General features: G+C 69.5%; 16 protein-coding genes and 1 pseudogene. 8 read left to right on the forward strand and 9 right to left on the reverse strand.

Going from position 1 to position 18600, the window contains the following annotated elements:
- The first annotated feature begins 32 nt into the window (after positions 1 to 32).
- A complete protein-coding gene (locus tag ACZ7H1_RS11890) occupies positions 33 to 1208 on the forward strand; it encodes a winged helix DNA-binding domain-containing protein (RefSeq protein WP_470785816.1) in 1176 nt (391 codons plus the stop codon).
- A 23-nt stretch (positions 1209 to 1231) separates the two neighbouring features.
- On the opposite strand, the gene ACZ7H1_RS11895 is transcribed toward ACZ7H1_RS11890, so the two are convergent.
- From ACZ7H1_RS11895 to dnaB, 3 genes and pseudogenes are all read right to left on the reverse strand, one after another.
- Entirely contained in the window at positions 1232 to 2617 is a 1386-nt protein-coding gene (locus ACZ7H1_RS11895; protein WP_470785817.1) for a serine hydrolase domain-containing protein, read from the reverse strand.
- Positions 2618 to 2648: 31 nt separating this feature from the next.
- Positions 2649 to 2925 (reverse strand): annotated as a pseudogene (locus ACZ7H1_RS11900) (response regulator transcription factor); the annotation flags it as partial.
- Between the two features lie 45 nt (positions 2926 to 2970).
- Complete coding sequence (gene dnaB / locus ACZ7H1_RS11905) at positions 2971 to 4428, reverse strand: replicative DNA helicase (protein WP_470785961.1); 1458 nt, start codon at positions 4426 to 4428, stop codon at positions 2971 to 2973.
- 442 nt (positions 4429 to 4870) lie between these two features.
- On the opposite strand from dnaB, the gene ACZ7H1_RS11910 reads away from it, so the two are divergent.
- Positions 4871 to 6208, forward strand: coding sequence for an MATE family efflux transporter (locus tag ACZ7H1_RS11910; protein ID WP_470785819.1), 1338 nt, complete (start codon positions 4871 to 4873; stop codon positions 6206 to 6208).
- A gap of 131 nt (positions 6209 to 6339) precedes the next feature.
- Here the strand turns inward: ACZ7H1_RS11910 and rplI are convergent, their stop codons facing one another.
- From rplI to rpsF, 4 genes are all read right to left on the reverse strand, one after another.
- The gene (rplI, locus tag ACZ7H1_RS11915) at positions 6340 to 6786 is read right to left on the reverse strand and encodes a 50S ribosomal protein L9 (RefSeq protein WP_470785820.1); all 447 of its coding nucleotides are present in this window, start codon (positions 6784 to 6786) and stop codon (positions 6340 to 6342) included.
- Between the two features lie 18 nt (positions 6787 to 6804).
- The gene (rpsR, locus tag ACZ7H1_RS11920; protein WP_005315025.1) at positions 6805 to 7041 is read right to left on the reverse strand and encodes a 30S ribosomal protein S18; all 237 of its coding nucleotides are present in this window, start codon (positions 7039 to 7041) and stop codon (positions 6805 to 6807) included.
- A gap of 42 nt (positions 7042 to 7083) precedes the next feature.
- The gene (locus ACZ7H1_RS11925; protein WP_470785821.1) at positions 7084 to 7674 is read right to left on the reverse strand and encodes a single-stranded DNA-binding protein; all 591 of its coding nucleotides are present in this window, start codon (positions 7672 to 7674) and stop codon (positions 7084 to 7086) included.
- Positions 7675 to 7746: 72 nt separating this feature from the next.
- Positions 7747 to 8037 (reverse strand): 30S ribosomal protein S6, encoded by a 291-nt coding sequence (gene rpsF, locus ACZ7H1_RS11930; RefSeq protein ID WP_004950685.1) that lies wholly within the window; start codon positions 8035 to 8037, stop codon positions 7747 to 7749.
- 250 nt (positions 8038 to 8287) lie between these two features.
- On the opposite strand from rpsF, the gene ACZ7H1_RS11935 reads away from it, so the two are divergent.
- The 3 genes from ACZ7H1_RS11935 (at position 8288) to ACZ7H1_RS11945 (ending at position 10937) form a co-directional block, all read left to right on the forward strand.
- Complete coding sequence (locus ACZ7H1_RS11935) at positions 8288 to 8602, forward strand: hypothetical protein (RefSeq protein ID WP_470785822.1); 315 nt, start codon at positions 8288 to 8290, stop codon at positions 8600 to 8602.
- 131 nt (positions 8603 to 8733) lie between these two features.
- A complete protein-coding gene (locus ACZ7H1_RS11940; RefSeq protein WP_470785824.1) occupies positions 8734 to 9852 on the forward strand; it encodes a lipid II:glycine glycyltransferase FemX in 1119 nt (372 codons plus the stop codon).
- 53 nt (positions 9853 to 9905) lie between these two features.
- Positions 9906 to 10937: an alanine racemase gene (locus tag ACZ7H1_RS11945; RefSeq protein ID WP_470785826.1), complete on the forward strand. Its 1032-nt coding sequence runs from the start codon at positions 9906 to 9908 to the stop codon at positions 10935 to 10937.
- 15 nt (positions 10938 to 10952) lie between these two features.
- On the opposite strand, the gene ACZ7H1_RS11950 is transcribed toward ACZ7H1_RS11945, so the two are convergent.
- Positions 10953 to 12401, reverse strand: a complete 1449-nt coding sequence (locus ACZ7H1_RS11950; RefSeq protein ID WP_470785828.1) for a glycosyltransferase family 87 protein — start codon at positions 12399 to 12401, stop codon at positions 10953 to 10955.
- A gap of 98 nt (positions 12402 to 12499) precedes the next feature.
- Complete coding sequence (locus ACZ7H1_RS11955) at positions 12500 to 15181, reverse strand: transglycosylase domain-containing protein (RefSeq protein WP_470785829.1); 2682 nt, start codon at positions 15179 to 15181, stop codon at positions 12500 to 12502.
- Between the two features lie 272 nt (positions 15182 to 15453).
- Between ACZ7H1_RS11955 and ACZ7H1_RS11960 the strand changes: the two genes are divergently transcribed.
- From ACZ7H1_RS11960 to ACZ7H1_RS11970, 3 genes are all read left to right on the forward strand, one after another.
- Positions 15454 to 16056, forward strand: coding sequence for a PadR family transcriptional regulator (locus tag ACZ7H1_RS11960; RefSeq protein ID WP_470785831.1), 603 nt, complete (start codon positions 15454 to 15456; stop codon positions 16054 to 16056).
- Positions 16057 to 16114: 58 nt separating this feature from the next.
- Positions 16115 to 17197 (forward strand): inositol-3-phosphate synthase, encoded by a 1083-nt coding sequence (locus tag ACZ7H1_RS11965; protein ID WP_470785833.1) that lies wholly within the window; start codon positions 16115 to 16117, stop codon positions 17195 to 17197.
- A gap of 104 nt (positions 17198 to 17301) precedes the next feature.
- A complete protein-coding gene (locus ACZ7H1_RS11970; protein ID WP_470785835.1) occupies positions 17302 to 18570 on the forward strand; it encodes an MFS transporter in 1269 nt (422 codons plus the stop codon).
- The last annotated feature ends 30 nt before the right edge of the window (positions 18571 to 18600 follow it).

The raw sequence follows: 18600 nt of genomic DNA on the forward strand, positions 1-18600 counted from the left end.
CCACCGTCCGGGGTCCGCCCTACGATCCGGACATGAGCAGCAGCCATCCCCGGATCAGCACGGCCGACCGCCGCAACCGGCTCGGCATCCGCCACCGCCTGGCTCCCTCGGCCCACGCCGCAAGCGTGACCGAGGCGGCGGACGCCGTGGTCGCCCTGCACGCCACCGACGCCGCAACCGTCTACCTCTCCGCCCGCGCCCGGACCGACGGCGCGGACGTCTCAGCCATCGAGGACGCGTTCTACGAGCAGGGAGCTGTCGTCCGCCTGCTCAGCATGCGCAACACACTCTTCGCGGTGTCCGCCGGCCTCGCGCCCTGCGTCGACTCCTCCACTGCCCGCGCCATCGCCGCCAAAGAACGGCGCACCCTGCTCAAACACCTCGCCGAAGACGGACAGGGCCTCGACGAACGCTGGCTGGCCGAAGCAGAACAGGCCACCCTCGACGCCCTCGACGCCCACGGCCCCTCCACCGGCACCCAGATCTCCGCCGCAGTCCCCCTCCTCCGGCAGAAGATCACCATCGGCCACGGCAAGAAGTACGAGACGGTCACCGGCGTCGCCACCCGCGTCATCCGCCTCCTCGCCGCCGACGGCCGGATCCGCCGCGACCGCCCCCGCGGCACCTGGACGTCCAGCCAGTTCCGCTGGACCCACACCGACCCCTGGCCCGCGATCCCACCCGCCCAGGCACGCGCCGAACTCGCCCACCGCTGGCTCCAGGCCTACGGTCCGGCCACCGAAGCCGACCTCAAATGGTGGACCGGCTGGACCCTCACCGACGTCCGCAAAGCCCTCGCCGCCATCGGCCCCGAAGACGTGCGCCTCGACGACGGCAGCACGGCCCTGGTCGCCCCCGGCGACGCGGCCCCCGTCACCGCCCCCGAACCCTGGGCCGCCCTGCTCCCCGCACTCGACCCCAGCGCCATGGGCTGGGCCGACCGCAGCTTCCACCTCGCCCCCGGCCACCGGCCCGCCCTCTTCGACTACGCCGGAAACATCGGCCCCACCGTCTGGTGGAACGGCGAGATCATCGGCGGCTGGGCCCAGCGCGCCGACGGCACCATCGTCTGGCGGCTGCTCGCCGACCCCGGCCACGAGGCCGCCACCGCCGTCGAGGCCGAGGCCGCCCGCCTGAGCCAGTGGATCGGCGAAGCCCGCGTCACCCCGCGCTTCCGCACCCCGCTGGAGCGCGAACTCACCGCCTGACCCCGCGCAGGGTGCGCGGGCCGTCAGCCCAGCCCGCGCCACCCCGCAGGATCCACCCCGCCCGGAACCGGAGCCCCGGCCTCGTACGGCTCCCGTGTGAACACGAACGAGCCGAGATCCAGATGGCTCACCACACCGTCCTCGCGCCGCACCACCTGGAGCAGCTCACCCGCGTAGTACCCCGACACCCCCCGCCAACCCCCACCCGGAACCGGCCGGAACCGCGCCGCCCGCCCCGCGGACCCGACCGGACCGAGCTCCAACTCCCCACCGGGCAGCAGCCGCAGCACCTGCGCGGCGGCCCCCCAGTACCAGGAACCCGTCAGCGCCACGACCGCCGGATCCGCCTCCGCCTCGGACAGCGGCCGCCACGGCTGCGGAATCCGCGGCTCGGCTTCCGCCACGATCCCCACCAGATCCGCGGCCACGGTCGACGCCGGCAGCCCCGACGTGCAGTTCGCCAGCACCACCGCCGCCACGTCGTCCGCCTCGCTCAGCCACAGCCCCGCCACGAACCCCGGCAGCGAACCGCTGTGCCCGGCCAGCCGCCGGCCCCCCACCGTCTGCAGCTGCAACCCCAGGCCGTACCCCGCCTCGGCCAACCCCGGCTCCGGAGGCGAAGCCGCCGTCCGCATCTCCGCCACGCTCCCCGCACTGAGCACCCGGTCGTCACCCCGCGCCAGGAACACCGCGAACCGCGCCAGATCTGCAGTCGTCGACCACAACTGCCCCGCCGGAGCCATCAGCCCGAGATCCTCCATCGGCTCCGGCATCATCACGTCCGCCCACGGATGCACCGCCCAGCCGCCCGCATACGGCGCCTGCGGCTCCACCGACGTACGGCTCAGCCCCAGAGGCTCCAGCACCTCGCTCCGCAGCACCTCCGCCCACGGCCGCCCCCGGACCGCCTCCACCAGCGAACCCAGCAGCGTGTAACCGGGATTGGAGTAGTGATGGCGCCGACCCGGCTCGTGCCGGAACGGCTCCTCACCCAGCACGTCCGAAAGCCCCGGCCGCATCACACCCGGCGTACGCTCCCACCACTGCCCCGGAGTCTCCGCCGCCAGACCACCGCTGTGACACAGCAACTGGGCAAGGGTCACCTCCCCCGCACCCGTCCCCGGCAGGTGCTTCTCCAGCGGATCACCCAGGCTCAACAGCCCCTCGTCCCGGAGCCGGAGCACCAGCACCGCCGTGAACGTCTTCGTGATCGACCCGACCCGGTACTGCACCCCACCGTCCGGACCGTGCCCCTCGACCGACGTCCGAGACCCCTCCCAGACCGTACGGCCGCCCCGCACCACGGCAGCCACCAGCGACGGCGCCCGGCCCTCCGCCTGGGCAACGGCGATCCGGTGCAACAGCGCCCGCCGCGTCGCGGGCAACAACTCTTCGGAAATGGACGTCATACCCGCAGCCTCGCACCCACCCCCGCCAAGATCACGCACCGTCCGCAGAACTCCCGGGAATCCCGGCATCGTTCACCAGCAGCGCAATCTGCACCCGGATGTTCAGACCCAGCTTCGCCAGGATCCGCGACACGTTCGTCTTCACCGTCGGAACGCTCATGAACAACTCCGCCGCGATCTCCGCGTTCGACTTGCCCTCCCCGACCGCAACCGCCATCGCGCTCACGCACCGGCTCGCCCGCCACCCGCCGTACCGAGGCCACGCTCTCCGGCGGCGGCGTGTGCCTCAGCACGAAGCCCGCCGCCCCGGGCATCGCGATCGGCCGCGCCGCCCGCACTCTGCCCCGCACCCGCTAGGTATTGGCCATGTCCACGAAACGCGAGTAGTGGCCCTGGAACGCCACGGTGATCGTCGCCGTGGGGCCGTTACGGTGCTTCGCCACGATCAGGTCCGCCTCGCCCGCACGCGGGGACTCCTTCTCGTAGGCGTCCTCGCGGTGCAGGAGGATCACCATGTCGGCGTCCTGCTCGATCGACCCCGACTCACGCAGGTCGGAGACCATCGGTTTCTTGTCCGTACGCTGCTCCGGACCACGGTTCAGCTGCGACAGCGCGATCACCGGCACCTCGAGCTCCTTTGCGAGGAGCTTGAGGTTACGGGACATGTCCGAGACCTCTTGCTGACGGCTCTCCGGGCGGCGGGCACCACCCGACTGCATCAGCTGGAGATAGTCGATCACCACGAGCGAGAGGTCGTTGCGCTGCTTGAGCCGGCGGCACTTGGCGCGGATCTCCATCATCGACAGGTTCGGCGAGTCGTCGATGTACAGCGGCGCGGCCGATACGTCAGGCATGCGGCGCGCCAGGCGCGTCCAGTCGTCGTCGGTCATCGTCCCCGATCGCATGTGGTGCAGCGCGACCCGCGCCTCCGCCGACAGCAGACGCATCGCGATCTCGTTCCGGCCCATTTCCAGGGAGAAGATCACGCTCGGCAGGTTGCTCTTGATCGAGCAGGCCCGCGCGAAGTCGAGGGCCAGCGTGGACTTACCCATGGCGGGACGGGCCGCGATCACGATCATCTGGCCCGGGTGCAGGCCGTTGGTCAGCGAGTCCAGGTCCGTGAACCCGGTGGGCACGCCCGACATCTGCCCGCTGCGCGAGCCGATCGCCTCGATCTCGTCGAGGGCGCCCTCCATGATGTCGCCGAGCGGGAGGTAGTCCTCCGACGTCCGCTGCTCGGTGACGGCGTAGATCTCCGCCTGGGCGCTGTTGACGATCTCGTCGACGTCCCCGTCGCCCGCATAGCCCATCTGCGTGATCTTGGTGCCGGCGGCCACCAGGCGCCGCAGCACTGCACGCTCGTGGACGATCTCGGCGTAGTACTCGGCGTTGGCCGCCGTCGGCACGGACTGCACCAGCGTGTGCAGGTACGCCGCCCCGCCGATCTTGGTGATCTCGCCGCGCTTGGTCAGCTCGGCCGCCACCGTGATCGGGTCGGCCGGCTCGCCCTTCGCGTACAGGTCGAGGATGGCCTGGTAGATCGTTTCGTGGGAGGGCCGGTAGAAGTCGGGGCCCTTGAGGACCTCCACGACGTCGGCGATGGCGTCCTTGGACAGCAGCATGCCGCCCAGCACCGATTGCTCGGCGTCCAGGTCCTGCGGCGGGACGCGCTCGAAGCCGCCGTCCCAGGATCCGCCGCCTCCGTCGCCGTCGCGGTTGTCCTCGCCGCGGCGGCCGCCGCCCTCGGCTCGGCGGGGCCGGGAGACGGGCAGACGGTCACTGGGACCGCTGTCGGCCCAGGGGTCGTCCATGGGCTCGGGAATGCTCACCGGGCCGCCTCCTCCCGTCCGCAGCGCGGACCTCGCCGTGTCACTCTTTCTACGACACGGCTCTGACAATTGGGGCGCCCGAATCCGCTCTCGGCGCGTCGGGGCGCCGGTCCACGGTAGGCCTGCGGGCACCTTCAGCCAATCTGGTTATCCACAGGGCGTGTGGATGAAGCCCTCAATGCTGTGGGTAAGTCATGCAGACCTGTGTACGGAGCGGGGGACGGCACTGTGGACAAAATCTCACGGACCCCCACCAGACCCTATCTGAGCTGGTGTTTTCTCATCCACGACCTGTGGGGGAGAAAAAAATGACCCCACACCGCAAGATCATCGCGAACGGCGCTCAAAAGAGCTGCACATCACCTCAGAAGTAATAGCCACAGGGCATGTAGACCTATTACCTGTGGACGGTTAGATTGAGCACATGAGACAGGCGACCACCCCACCGAAGGCCGACCCCCGGCAGCACGACCGCGAGATCGTCGCATTGGCCGTTCCGGCGTTCGGCGCGCTCGTCGCCGAACCGCTCTTCGTGATGGTCGACAGCGCCGTCGTCGGCCACCTCGGCACCCCCCAGCTGGCCGGTCTCGGCATCGCGGCCGCCCTGCTCACGACCTTCGTCAGCGTCTTCGTCTTCCTGGCCTACGCGACCACAGCGGGCGTCGCCCGCCGGGTCGGAGCGGGCGACCTCCCGTCCGCCATCCGGCAGGGCATGGACGGCATCTGGCTCGCCCTGCTGCTCGGCGTCCTCGTGATCGGCGTGGTGCTGCCCGCGGCCCCCGCCCTCGTCTCCCTGTTCGGCGCCTCCGATACCGCCGCCCCCTACGCGGTCACCTACCTCCGGATCGCCTCCCTGGGGATCCCCGCGATGCTGGTGGTCCTGGCCGCCACAGGCGTGCTCCGCGGCCTCCAGGACACCCGTACGCCGCTCTACGTCGCCGTGGGCGGCTTCGCCGCCAATGCCGTGCTGAACGTCGTACTGGTCTACGGAGTCGGCCTCGGCATCGCCGGGTCCGCCTGGGGCACGGTGATCGCCCAGTGCGCGATGGCCGCCGTCTACCTGACCGTGGTCGTCCGGGGCGCCCGACGCCACGCGGTCCCGCTGCGGCCCGACGCGGCGGGAATCCGGGCGAGCGTGCAGGCAGGCGCTCCCCTGCTGGTCCGCACTCTGTCCCTGCGGGCCGTGCTGATGATCGCCACCGCCGTCGCGGCCCGGCTCGGCGACGTCGACATCGCCGCCCATCAGATCCTGCTGTCCCTGTGGAACCTGCTCTCCTTCGCCCTGGACGCCCTCGCGATCGCCGGCCAGGCGATCATCGGCCGCTACCTGGGCGCGGGGGACAGCGAGGGAGCGCGCGCGGTCTGCCGCCGCATGGTGCAGTGGGGGATCGCCTCCGGCGTCGTGCTGGGGCTCCTCGTGATCCTCATGCGGCCGCTGTTCATCCCGCTCTTCACCAGCGACCCGACGGTGCAGGACGCACTGCTGCCCGCCCTCCTGGTGGTCGCGCTCACCCAGCCGGTCTCGGGCATCGTGTTCATCCTGGACGGCGTCCTGATGGGCGCCGGCGACGGCCCGTACCTGGCCCGGGCCATGCTCGTGACCCTGGTCGTGTTCACCCCGGCCGCGCTGCTCGTGCCCGTCGTGGGCGGCGGGCTGACGACGCTCTGGTGGGCCATGGCCCTGATGATGCTGGTCCGCATGGTGACGCTGCAGCTCAGGGCCCGCTCCGGGCGCTGGCTGGTCACGGGCGCCACCCGCTGAGCGGACCCGCCCGGCTGGTGTTTCACGTGAAACAGCAGTGGCATGTTTCACGTGAAACACACGCGCTGTTTCACGTGAAACATGACGAAGGGCCGCACCCCCTCGGGGGTGCGGCCCTTCGTGCGCAGCACTTAGGCGGCGACGACCTCGACACCGAGCTTCGCAACGACCTCGGCGTGCAGACGCACGGAGACCTGGTGCGAACCCAGGGTCTTGATCGGCGAGCCCAGCTCGACGCGACGCTTGTCGACCTTCGGGCCACCCGAAGCCTCGATCGCCGTGGCGATGTCGGCCGGGGTCACGGAACCGAAGAGACGGCCGGCGTCACCCGAGCGGGTGGCCAGGCGAACCTTCAGACCCTCGAGCTTGGCCTTGAACTCGTTGGCCTGCTCGATGGTGGCGATCTCGTGGATCTTGCGGGCGCGGCGGATCTGCGCCACGTCCTTCTCGCCACCCTTGGTCCAGCGGATCGCGAAACCACGCGGGACCAGGTAGTTGCGAGCGTAGCCGTCCTTGACGTCAACGACGTCGCCGGCAGTGCCGAGGCCAGAGACCTCGTGGGTCAGGATGATCTTCATTTTTCGGTCACCCTTCCCTTATCGCGCGGTGGACGTGTAGGGCAGCAGCGCCATCTCACGGCTGTTCTTCACGGCCGTGGCGACGTCACGCTGGTGCTGCGTGCAGTTGCCGGTCACGCGGCGGGCACGGATCTTGCCGCGGTCGGAAATGAACTTCCGCAGCATGTTCGTGTCCTTGTAGTCCACGTACGCGGTCTTGTCCTTGCAGAATGCGCAGACCTTCTTCTTAGGCTTGCGCACAGGCGGCTTCGCCATTGTGTCTCTCCTGTGTGATCAAGAAGTGTGGGTGGAGCTGCCCTAGAAGGGCGGCTCGTCCGAGTAGCCACCGCCGGAGCCGCCGGAGCTTCCGCCCCAGCCGCCCCCGCCGCCGCCCTGCTGCTGGCCACCGGCCGGCGCGCTGGACGCCCACGGGTCGTCGGAGGGAGCTCCGCCGCCCTGCGGGGCGCCGCCGCTGGGGGCTCCGCCCCAGTTGCCGCCGCCGCCCTGCTGCTGACCGCCGCCGTATCCACCCTGGCCACCGCGGCCGGTGGTCTTGGCGACCTTGGCCGTGGCGTTCTTCAGGCTGGGGCCGACTTCCTCGACGTCCAGCTCGTAGACCGTGCGCTTGACACCCTCACGGTCCTCGTACGACCGCTGCCTCAGCCGGCCCTGCACGATGACGCGCATGCCCCGCTGGAGGGACTCGGCGACGTTCTCAGCCGCCTGCCGCCACACCGAGCAGGTCAGGAACAGGCTCTCGCCGTCCTTCCACTCATTGGTCTGACGGTCGAAGGTGCGGGGGGTGGACGCGACACGGAACTTCGCGACCGCCGCACCCGAGGGGGTGAAGCGCAGCTCGGGGTCGTCGACGAGATTGCCGACGACCGTGATGACGGTCTCGCCTGCCATGGATGAACCTCTCGGCGGGGATTGCTGCTGGGCTGCTGTGCTACTCGGTCCCGATTACCGCTGAACCGAAGTTCAGTGGGTCTCGGGGCGAAGGACCTTGGTCCGGAGAACCGACTCGTTCAGGTTCATCTGTCGGTCAAGCTCCTTGACGACCGCAGGCTCGGCCTGAAGGTCGATGACCGAGTAGATGCCCTCGGGCTTCTTCTTGATCTCGTAAGCGAGACGACGACGGCCCCAGGTGTCGACCTTCTCGACCTTTCCGTTGCCCTCACGGACGACGGAGAGGAAGTTCTCGATCAGCGGGGAGACAGCGCGCTCCTCGAGATCGGGGTCGAGGATGACCATCACTTCGTAGTGACGCATGTGGAACCCACCTCCTTTGGACTCAGCGGCCACGGTCGTTCCGTGGCAGGAGGGTCGTGATGCGTGCTGCGCGGAGTGCTCAGAGCAGACACCGCGCAGACCGTACAGAGTACCTGCTCACGTCCTTCCGGTTGAAATCCGGCAGCGAAGGGCCACAATCTGTACACATCGGGTGTGCGTGGTGCTATGCCCGGCGCAGCTGGCCGGACGGCTCCACGGCACGACGCTCCATCGCCGGGAGGTGCCCCCCATGGCACAGGCAATGCGACCCCAGCCGTCGATCTCGCTGCTGTCCACCGACGGCAAGCCCCACCCCCTCCAGGACACCCTGCTCGCCGTGACCCTGGTGCTCGGCGCCGTGGCGTTCGTCACGGCGTTCTTCCACCACCTGCACCTGCTCAGCTCCTGGACCGGCCTGATCGGAATCCTGACCGGGGCGTACGGGCAGTTCATCTCCGAGACGACACGCGAGCGCTTCGCACTGATCATCGGGCTCGGTGCCTCGGCCATCGGCTTCTTCCTCGGGATGGCGCACGGCGGCCTCTTCGGCGGCGTTCTGGGCTGACCGGGGCACCTCTGCAGCAGGGCGCCGGACGGGCTGCGATTCCTCGCGCGGCCCGTCCCCCGGATGGGTGGCGCCCTTGCCGCAGTAGGCTTCGCGCCATACCAGCGAAGCCGCCGGAGGAGACGCCCCGCATGAGCCTGTCCCTGAGGACCATCAGCCGAGAACAGCATCTGGCCTATATCCAGAGCCTGTCCTCGGCGAGCCACTGCCAGGTCCCGGCGTGGGCCGACGTGAAGAACGAGTGGCGTTCCGAGAACCTCGGATGGTTCGACAAGTCCGGCGAACTCGTCGGCGCCGCACTCGTGTTGTACCGCCAGCTGCCCAAGGTCAAGCGGTACCTCGCGTACCTGCCCGAGGGCCCCACCATCAACTGGTACGCCCCCAATCTCGACGAGTGGCTCCAGCCGATGCTGGCGCACCTCAAGCAGCAGGGCGCGTTCACCGTGAAGATGGGTCCGCCGGTGGTCATCCGCCGCTGGAACTCCGCCGCCATCAAGGCCGGCATCCAGGATCCCGAGGTCAAGCGCCTGCGTGACGTCGAGGCGTCGCACATCGAGCCGCGCGCCTTCGAGGTGTCCGACAAGCTGCGCCGGATGGGCTGGCAGCAGGGCGAGGACGGCGGCGCAGGTTTCGGCGACGTGCAGCCGCGCTACGTCTTCCAGGTGCCGCTGGCCAACCGCTCCCTGGACGACGTCCTCAAGGGCTTCAACCAGCTGTGGCGCCGCAACATCAAAAAGGCCGAGAAGGCCGGCGTCGAGGTCGTCCAGGGCGGCTACGAGGACCTGCCGACCTGGCAGCACCTGTACGAGATCACGGCCGAGCGCGACAAGTTCCGCCCGCGCCCGCTCAGCTACTTCCAGCGCCAGTGGACGGCCCTCAACTCCGAGGACCCCAACCGGATGCGCCTGTACATCGCGAAGCACGAGGGCGAACCGCTGGCGGCCGCCACGATGCTGACCGTGGGCCAGCACGTCTGGTACTCGTACGGCGCCTCCGCGAACCACAAGCGCGAGGTCCGCCCGTCGAACGCGATGCAGTGGCGCATGCTGCGCGACGCGTACGCGCTGGGCGCGAGCGTGTACGACCTGCGCGGTATCAGTGACACCCTGGACGAGAACGACCACCTGTTCGGCCTGATCCAGTTCAAGGTCGGTACCGGTGGCGAGGCCGTCGAGTACGTCGGCGAGTGGGACTTCCCGCTCAACAAGCTGCTGCACAAGGCGCTCGACATCTACATGTCGCGCCGCTGACGCCCGGCGTCACCCCTACCCCCACCGTTTTCGAGAAAGGTTCCGTACCGGTCATGGCGCTCACGCTCTACGTCGACACCGCGCGCTGGCGTGCGCACCAGAAGCAGGTGCTGGACCAGTTCCCGGGGATGATCCCGGTCTGCAAGGGCAACGGCTACGGCTTCGGCCACGACCGGCTGGCCGACGAGGCCACCCGGCTCGGTGCCGACGTCCTGGCCGTCGGCACCACGTACGAGGCCGCGCGGATCAAGGACATGTTCAGCGGGGACCTGCTGGTCCTCACGCCGTTCCGGCGGGGCGAGGAGCCCGTGCCGCTGCCGGACCGGGTGATCCGCTCGGTGTCCTCCGTCGACGGGGTCCGCGCCCTGGTCGGCGCGCGGGTCGTCGTCGAGTGCATGAGCTCGATGAAGCGGCACGGCGTCTCCGAGCAGGACCTCGGACTGCTGGCCGGTGCCATCGAGGACGTGCGGCTGGAAGGCTTCGCCCTGCACCTGCCGCTGGACCGCCCGGACGGCTCCGACGCCGTGGAGGAGGTCATCGGCTGGATGGACCGGCTGCGCGCGGCGCGGCTGCCGCTGCACACGATGTTCGTCAGCCACCTGCGGGCGGAGGAGCAGGTCCGGCTCCAGCAGCAGTTCCCGCAGACCCGGTTCCGGGCGCGGATCGGCACCCGGCTGTGGCTGGGCGACCACGATGCGACGGAGTACCGGGGTTCGGTGCTGGACGTCACGCGGGTGGCGAAGGGCGACCGGTTCGGCTACCGCCAGCAGAAGGCCGCTTCGGACGGCTGGCTGGTCGTGGTCGCGGGCGGCACGTCGCACGGTGTGGGCCTGGAGGCGCCGAAGGCGCTGCACGGCGTGATGCCGCGGGCCAAGGGCGTGGCGCGGGCAGGGCTGGCCACGGTCAACCGCAACCTGTCGCCGTTCGTGTGGGCGGGCAAGCAGCGCTGGTTCGCGGAGCCCCCGCACATGCAGGTGTCGATCCTGTTCGTGCCGTCGGACGCCACGGAGCCGACGGTCGGCGACGAGCTGGTGGCGCACCTGCGCCACACCACGACGCAGTTCGACCGCGTCGTGGAGCGCTAGGCCGTACGAGGGGGCCTAGCGGCCCCAGCCGACCCGTTGTACGCCCGAGGGCGCCGCGTCCTGCGGCGCCCTCGCCGCGTCTCCGAGGACGAACACGTCGGGGGCACCGTCGAGCACGCCGCCTGAGGGGTCGTCCGAGCCGTCGCGGCGTACCGGGTCGTGGTGGGGCTGCAGGACGTCCCGGACGACCATCGCGCACAGGTACAGGGTCGCCAGCAGGTGGGCGGCGATGGCGAGCTGGTAGCCCTCGACGGGCAGCCCCTGGTGCTTGTCGCCGCTGGTCGTGTAGGCGAGGTGCATCCAGATGCCGACGAAGTACACGAACTCGCCGGCCTGCCAGATCAGGAAGTCGCGCCAGCGCGGCCGGGCGAGGGCGGCCAGCGGGATCAGCCAGAGCACGTACTGCGGCGAGTAGACCTTGTTGGTCAGGATGAAGACGGCCACGACGAGGAAGGCCAGCTGGGCCAGGCGGGGGCGGCGCGGTGCGGTGAGGGCGAGCAGGCCGATGCCGGCGCACAGCAGCAGGGTGAGTGCGGTCGCGTAGAGATTGGCGTTATCCAGGGGGTTCCCGGAGCGCTGGGAGATGATCAGCCAGAAGGATCCGAAGTCGACCGGGCGCTCCTGGCTGAAGGTGTAGAACTTCTTCCACCCTTCCGGTGCGCGCAGCATGACCGGCACGTTGACCGCGAGCCAGGCCGCCGCGGCGCCGCCGAGGGCGGTGCCGTACGCCCGCCACTTCCCGGCGCGCCAGCACAGGACGAGCAGCGGTCCGAGGATCAGTACGGGGTAGAGCTTCGCTGCGGTGGCCAGGCCGATGAGGATGCCGAAGGCCAGGGCGCGGCCGCGGGACCACATGAGCAGGGCGGCCGCGGTGAGGGCGACGGCGAGCAGGTCCCAGTTGATGGTCGCGGTGAGGGCGAAGGCGGGCGCCAGGGCGACGAGCAGGGCGTCCCAGGGGCGGCGGCGGTGGGTGCGGGCCACGCAGACGGCGATGACGGCGGCGCAGACCATCAGCATGCCCGCGTTGACCATCCAGTAGATCTGTTCGCGGTGCTGGAGGCTGCCGCCCTGCGGGGTGACCCAGGAGGCGAGCTCCATGAACAGCCCGGTGAGTACGGGGTACTCGAGGTACTGCATGTCACCGGGAAGCCGGTCGAAGTACGGGGTGAGGCCTTCCGCGAAGCCGCGTCCGACGTACAGGTGCGGGATGTCGGAGTAGCAGGCGTGGGTGTACTGCGATCCGGCGCCGCGGAACCACGCCCAGTCGTAGCAGGGCAGCTTCTGCACCATGCCCAGCGCGAACATGCCGAGGGCAACGAGCACCACGACGCGCACCGGGGTGAGTCGGTGGCCGCCGAGCCGTGCGCGCCTGCCCATCGGACCGCCGAGCAGTGCGCTGCCCGCGGCGGCGACCTCGTCCTGCTGCGTGGGCAGTACGGGGTGGTCCTCGTGCACCTTCGTCATGCGCTCATCCTGCCGTACGGGGCGCCGGACGCGGCGAAGGCCGCCGCACCGGAGTGCGGCGGCCCTCGTGGCGAGCGGGCCCGGGGTGGGGGCCGGAATCAGGAACCGTCGTCGCCGGTTCCGCCGAGCAGCCCGCTGTTGGTGCTGCCCCCGCGGCCGCCGCCGGGCCTGCCGGTGCTGGTCGGCGTGGGTGTCGGCGTGGTCCCGCCGATCAGTCCGCCGTCCGTGCCGCCGTCGGTCGTACCGCCGCCGTCGGCGCCCGTGGTGGTACCGGCGTCGGTGTTGTCGCAGTCCCGCTGCCAGGGCTTGCAGGTGGGCTTGCCGCCCTTGGTCGGCGTGGGGGTCGGGGTCGGCGTGGGGGTCGGCTCCTGCGTCGGGTCCTTGGTCTTGGTCGCCGTGGGCGTGGGCTTGGGCGTGGGGGCGCCGTCGGCGTCGGCCTTGACGCCGATTTCCTCGGGCTCGGGGAAGTCCTTCTCCGGGGTGCCCTTGACCGCCTCGCGCATGTAGTCGAGCCAGATCTCGGCCGGGATGTCACCACCGTGGATGGACGGGACGTCGCCCGTGCCGTTCATGGAGATGAGTTCCTTCTTCTCCGACGTGGGGTCGGTGCGGAAGAGCGTCACGGCGGTGGAGAGCTGCGGGGTGTAGCCGACGAACCAGGCCGACTTGTTCTTGTCGGTGGTGCCGGTCTTGCCGGCGGCCGGGCGGCCGAGTTCCTTGACCTTCTTGCCGGTGCCGTTCTTGACGACGTTCTGCAGCACCTTGGTGATGTTGTCCGCGATGGAGTTGTCCATCGCCTTCTCGGCCGCGGGGGCCTCGAAGCCGGGCTGCGGGTTTCCGTCCTTGAGCACCTTGGTGACGGAGTACGGCTCGTAGTGCGTGCCGGAGGCCGCGAAGGTGGCGTAGGAGTCGGCCATGCGGATGGCGCTGGGGGTCGAGGTGCCGAGGGCGAACGACGCGTCGTTGTTCGGGTTCATCGACTCCTCGAGGATGCCGGTGGCCTTGGCCACGTCGCGCACCTTCTGGTGGCCGACGTCGAAGACGAGCTGGGCGAACGGCGTGTTGATGGACTTCTCCATCGCCTCGTTGAGGTCCACGTAGCCGTAGCGCTTGGGGCTCTCGTTCTTCTGCCGGAAGGGCCTGCCGTCGGCGTAGCGCAGCGGCTCTCCGTCGCGGTTCCTGATGACGGTGAGGTCGTTGCCGTTGTACTTGCTGTCGACGGACAGGCCCACGCCGTCGGAGTTGTGGGTGCCGTACTCCATCGCGGCGGCCAGCACGTACGGCTTCCAGGTCGAGCCGACCGGGACACCGGTGGTGTTGGCGTTGTTGGAGAAGTGGTTCTTGTCGAAGCCCGCGCCGCCGTACAGGGCGACGATCTGGCCGTTGGCCGGGTCCACGGACGCGGCGCCGAACTGGACGAACTTGTCCGTCTTGGGCCGGGCCTTCTCGTCCAGGAACTCCTTGCGGGTCTTGTCCACGGCCTTGGCGAGGGCGTCGACCTTCGGCTTCTGGAACGTGGTGTAGATCTGGTAGCCGCCGCGGTCGAGCTCCTCGACGCTCAGATCCAGTTTCTTCATCACGTACTGCTTGGCCGTCTCGACCAGGTAGCCGGTCTGGCCGGCGAGCGAGAGGGCCTGCGCGGACGGCTGGAGCGTCGGGAAGATCTGGAACTTGTCCCGCTCCGCCTGGGTCATGCGGCCGACCTCGACCTCGCGGTCGAGCACCCACTTCCAGCGCTTCTTGGCACGGTCGGTGTTCGCCTCGGGGGTGGCCGCGGAGCCGATGCCGCCGTCCGGGTTGTAGAGGTTGGGGCCCTTGAGCAGCTGGGCCAGGAAGGCGCTCTGCGAGGGGTCCAGCTCCTGGCAGTCCTTCTTGAAGTACGCCTGCGAGGCTGCCTGGCAGCCGTACGCGTTGCGGCCGAAATATGCAGTGTTCAGGTACCCCTGCATGATCTCGGGCTTCTTCTTGGTCGCCCCGACCTTTATCGAGATGAAGAGCTCGGTGACCTTGCGCTTGAGGGTCTGGTCGGAGTCCAGATAGGTGTTCTTCACGAACTGCTGGGTGATCGTGGAGCCGCCCTGGGTCTCCCCGCCGGTCGCCATGTTGAAGACGGCACGGCCGATGCCCATCGGGTCGACGCCCTTGTCCGTGTCGAACGAGGCGTTCTCCGCGGCGATCACGGCGTTCTGGAGGGACAGCGGGATCTTGTCGATGGGGACGATCTGCCGGTTGCGCTCGCCGCCCACCGCGGCCATCTGCTCACCGTTCGCCCAGTAGAAGACGTTGTTCTGGGCGTACGCGGCCTCGTTCTCGCTCGGGGTCCCGACCATGGCCAGGGCGATGCCGGCGCCCGCGGTGACGACGGCGAGGAAGCCCAGCGAGGTGCCTCCGACCAGCTTCCAGCTGGGCACGAAGCGCTTCCAGCCGTGCTTGTCCGAACGCGGATAGTTGATCATCCGCTTGTCCTGGGCGCCCCGGGCCTGCGGCTCGGCACCGCGCCTGCGGCCGCCCGCGCCGCGCTGCGCGGCCCTGCGGGCCTCGGCACGGCTGCCGTGGACGGTTTCCTGGCCGTAGGCGTCACGGCCGTAGGGATCCTGGCCGTGCGGCTGCTGGCCGTACGGGTCCTGCCCGTAGGGCTGGCCGTACGGGGCAGAGGGCGACCCGGTGGGGACATCCCGTCCGGCCGCTTCTCTGCGACCGGGACGCTGCTGGGCAGCCCGGCGGGCCGCAGCGCGTCCACCACCCTGCGACTGCGGCGGTTTACGACGGTGCTCGCTCATCGAACGACTACTCCTCGGGCAGGCGAGTTCGCCTGAAGCGGCAGTTGAATTCCGGTCCCCCCGGTGTCCTGGCGCACAGACTACGCACGGTCAAAACCCTCGCAGTGCCGAAGTTCACCCCAAATCAGGCAACTTACCTCCTACGAATTGGTGATGTGACGCCGGTCACCATGTCTGCCCTTGTCGCGGGAACCTGCCCGTTCTATCGTCTGGATGTATCGAGTCGATACATCAGCTCGGCATACGGGACCAGGGCGGAAGAGGAGGCGGAAATGAGCAGACGCTCCGGCATCCTCGAGTTCGCCGTCCTCGGCCTGCTTCGCGAATCCCCCATGCACGGCTATGAGCTGCGGAAACGCCTCAACACCTCGCTGGGGGTGTTCCGGGCGTTCAGCTACGGAACCCTCTACCCCTGCCTCAAGACGCTCGTGGCCAACGGCTGGTTGATCGAGGAACCGGGAAACGCCCCGGAGGACGCCCTCGCCGCATCACTCGCGGGGCGCCGTGCCAAGATCGTCTACCGGTTGACGGAAGCAGGCAAGGAGCACTTCGAAGAGCTCCTGTCCCACACCGGTCCCGACACCTGGGAAGACGAGTCCTTCGCCGCCCGCTTCGCCTTCTTCGGCCAGACCGAACGCGACGTGCGGATGCGAGTGCTCGAAGGCCGCCGGAGCCGGCTCGAGGAACGCCTGGAGAAGATGCGGGCCTCACTGGCCCGCACCCGGGAGCGCCTCGACGACTACACGCTTGAGCTGCAGCGGCACGGAATGGAGTCCGTGGAGCGCGAAGTGCGCTGGCTGAACGAGCTCATCGAGAGCGAGCGGGCGGGTCGGGATCGGCGACGATCCGGACCGTCCGACGACACTGCAAAGTGAGCACCTGCGCAAGCAGGTGCTCAACCGGAACACTGAAAACTGACAGGGAGCAACCGGAATGGGTTCGGTTCGCGTAGCCATCGTCGGCGTGGGCAACTGCGCCGCCTCGCTGGTGCAGGGCGTCGAGTACTACAAGGACGCCGACCCGGCCGCCAAGGTCCCGGGGCTGATGCACGTCCAGTTCGGCGACTACCACGTCGGTGACGTCGAGTTCGTTGCCGCGTTCGACGTCGACGCGAAGAAGGTCGGCCTCGACCTCTCGGACGCCATCGGTGCCAGCGAGAACAACACCATCAAGATCTGCGACGTCCCGAGCGCGGGTGTCACGGTCCAGCGTGGTCACACCCTCGACGGTCTCGGCAAGTACTACCGCATGACCATCGAGGAGTCCGCCGAGGCTCCCGTCGACATCGTCCAGGTCCTCAAGGACCGCGAGGTCGACGTCCTCGTCTGCTACCTGCCCGTCGGTTCCGAGGAAGCTGCGAAGTTCTACGCGCAGTGCGCCATCGACGCCAAGGTCGCGTTCGTCAACGCCCTCCCGGTCTTCATCGCCGGCACCAAGGAGTGGGCGGACAAGTTCACCGAGGCCGGTGTCCCGATCGTCGGCGACGACATCAAGTCCCAGGTCGGCGCGACCATCACGCACCGCGTGATGGCCAAGCTGTTCGAAGACCGCGGTGTCCGCCTCGAGCGCACCATGCAGCTGAACGTCGGCGGCAACATGGACTTCAAGAACATGCTCGAGCGCGACCGCCTCGAGTCCAAGAAGATCTCGAAGACCCAGGCCGTCACCTCGCAGATCCCCGACCGCGAGCTCGGCGAGAAGAACGTCCACATCGGCCCGTCCGACTACGTGGCGTGGCTCGACGACCGCAAGTGGGCCTACGTCCGCCTCGAAGGCCGCGCCTTCGGCGACGTCCCGCTGAACCTCGAGTACAAGCTCGAGGTGTGGGACTCCCCGAACTCCGCCGGTGTCATCATCGACGCCCTGCGCGCCGCGAAGATCGCCAAGGACCGGGGCGTCGGCGGCCCGATCCTCTCCGCGTCCTCGTACTTCATGAAGTCCCCGCCGGTGCAGTACTTCGACGACGAGGCGTACGCGAACGTCGAGAAGTTCATCAAGGGCGAGGTCGAGCGCTAAACAGCGCCCGGCCGGCCGGGACCCCCGGGTCTTCAGCCGCTCTTCCACGGAGGGTCCCCGGACAATGCGTCCGGGGACCCTCCGCGTATGTGACCCTTGCCCACATGCCTGTCGTACGTGATCTGCGCGTACTCCTGCGCCTCAGGGACTTCCGCCGCCTGCTCGCCGTACGACTGCTCTCCCAGTCGGCCGACGGCGTCTACCAGGTGGCGCTCGCCACCTACGTGGTCTTCTCCCCGGAGAAGCAGACCTCGCCCGCGGCGATCGCCTCCGCGATGGCCGTCCTGCTCCTTCCCTACTCCGTGATCGGCCCCTTCGCCGGAGTGCTCCTCGACCGCTGGCGTCGGCGCCAGGTCTTCCTCTACGGCAACCTGCTGCGCGCCCTCCTGGCCGGCGTCACCGCCGTGCTGATCGTCGCCGAAGTGCCGGACTGGCTGTTCTACGCCTCCGCCCTGTCGGTCACCGCGGTCAACCGCTTCGTCCTGGCCGGACTCTCCGCCTCCCTGCCGCACGTCGTCGACGCGGACCGGCTGATCACGGCGAACGCCCTCTCACCGACCGCCGGCACCCTCGCCGCAACCGCCGGCGGGGCGCTCGCCTTCCTGGTGCGCATCCTGGCTTCCGATTCCAATGCTGTGGTCGTCCTGCTCGGCGCCGCCCTGTACCTGTGCGCCGCGCTCGCCTCGCTCCGGCTGGCCGTGGGACTACTGGGCCCCGACCACAGCCCCGAGCACAGGAACCCGGCACTGGGAGAGGCCCTCGTGCTCACCGCCCGGGGGATGGCCGACGGGCTGCGGCACCTGGCGCAGCGCCGGGAGGCGGCACGGGCGCTGGCGGCCATGACCCTGATGCGCTTCTGCTACGGCGCTCTGACCGTGATGCTGCTCATGCTCTGCCGGTACGCGTGGACGGACTCGGAGTCGGAGGGACTCGCGCTGCTCGGGCTCGCGATCGGCGTCTCCGGGGCCGGGTTCTTCGCGGCAGCGCTGGTGACCCCGACAGCGGTGGGCCGCTTCGGCACACACGGCTGGATCACGATCTGCGCCGCGCTGGCCGCCGTTCTCGTTCCCGCCCTGGGGCTGCCCTTCGCGCCCGGACCGATGCTGGTCGCCGCGTTCGTCCTGGGGCTCGTGACCCAGGCCGCGAAGATCTGCACCGACACCGAGGTGCAGTTCCGGGTCGACGACGAGTTCCGCGGCCGCGTATTCGCCGTCTACGACGTGCTCTTCAACGTCGCGTTCGTGGGCGCCGCAGCGGTGTCCGCCCTCGTGCTGCCCCCGGACGGGAGGTCGGCGGCACTGATCCTCGGCGTGGCCGTGCTCTACGGATCCGTCGCGGCGGCACTCAAGCGAACGGGGCGATGTTTCACGTGAAACATCGCCCCGGTCCATCCCGGCTCGCGA

This window comes from Streptomyces sp. NPDC037401 (assembly GCF_055602345.1).

Coding starts and splice junctions, on each gene's coding strand:
- ACZ7H1_RS11890 (WP_470785816.1), top strand. CDS start 33: ATGAGCAGCAGCCATCCCCGGATCAGCACGGCCGACCGCCGCAACCGG.
- ACZ7H1_RS11895 (WP_470785817.1), bottom strand. CDS start 2,617: ATGACGTCCATTTCCGAAGAGTTGTTGCCCGCGACGCGGCGGGCGCTG.
- dnaB (WP_470785961.1), bottom strand. CDS start 4,428: ATGGACGACCCCTGGGCCGACAGCGGTCCCAGTGACCGTCTGCCCGTC.
- ACZ7H1_RS11910 (WP_470785819.1), top strand. CDS start 4,871: ATGAGACAGGCGACCACCCCACCGAAGGCCGACCCCCGGCAGCACGAC.
- rplI (WP_470785820.1), bottom strand. CDS start 6,786: ATGAAGATCATCCTGACCCACGAGGTCTCTGGCCTCGGCACTGCCGGC.
- rpsR (WP_005315025.1), bottom strand. CDS start 7,041: ATGGCGAAGCCGCCTGTGCGCAAGCCTAAGAAGAAGGTCTGCGCATTC.
- ACZ7H1_RS11925 (WP_470785821.1), bottom strand. CDS start 7,674: ATGGCAGGCGAGACCGTCATCACGGTCGTCGGCAATCTCGTCGACGAC.
- rpsF (WP_004950685.1), bottom strand. CDS start 8,037: ATGCGTCACTACGAAGTGATGGTCATCCTCGACCCCGATCTCGAGGAG.
- ACZ7H1_RS11935 (WP_470785822.1), top strand. CDS start 8,288: ATGGCACAGGCAATGCGACCCCAGCCGTCGATCTCGCTGCTGTCCACC.
- ACZ7H1_RS11940 (WP_470785824.1), top strand. CDS start 8,734: ATGAGCCTGTCCCTGAGGACCATCAGCCGAGAACAGCATCTGGCCTAT.
- ACZ7H1_RS11945 (WP_470785826.1), top strand. CDS start 9,906: ATGGCGCTCACGCTCTACGTCGACACCGCGCGCTGGCGTGCGCACCAG.
- ACZ7H1_RS11950 (WP_470785828.1), bottom strand. CDS start 12,401: ATGACGAAGGTGCACGAGGACCACCCCGTACTGCCCACGCAGCAGGAC.
- ACZ7H1_RS11955 (WP_470785829.1), bottom strand. CDS start 15,181: ATGAGCGAGCACCGTCGTAAACCGCCGCAGTCGCAGGGTGGTGGACGC.
- ACZ7H1_RS11960 (WP_470785831.1), top strand. CDS start 15,454: ATGAGCAGACGCTCCGGCATCCTCGAGTTCGCCGTCCTCGGCCTGCTT.
- ACZ7H1_RS11965 (WP_470785833.1), top strand. CDS start 16,115: ATGGGTTCGGTTCGCGTAGCCATCGTCGGCGTGGGCAACTGCGCCGCC.
- ACZ7H1_RS11970 (WP_470785835.1), top strand. CDS start 17,302: ATGCCTGTCGTACGTGATCTGCGCGTACTCCTGCGCCTCAGGGACTTC.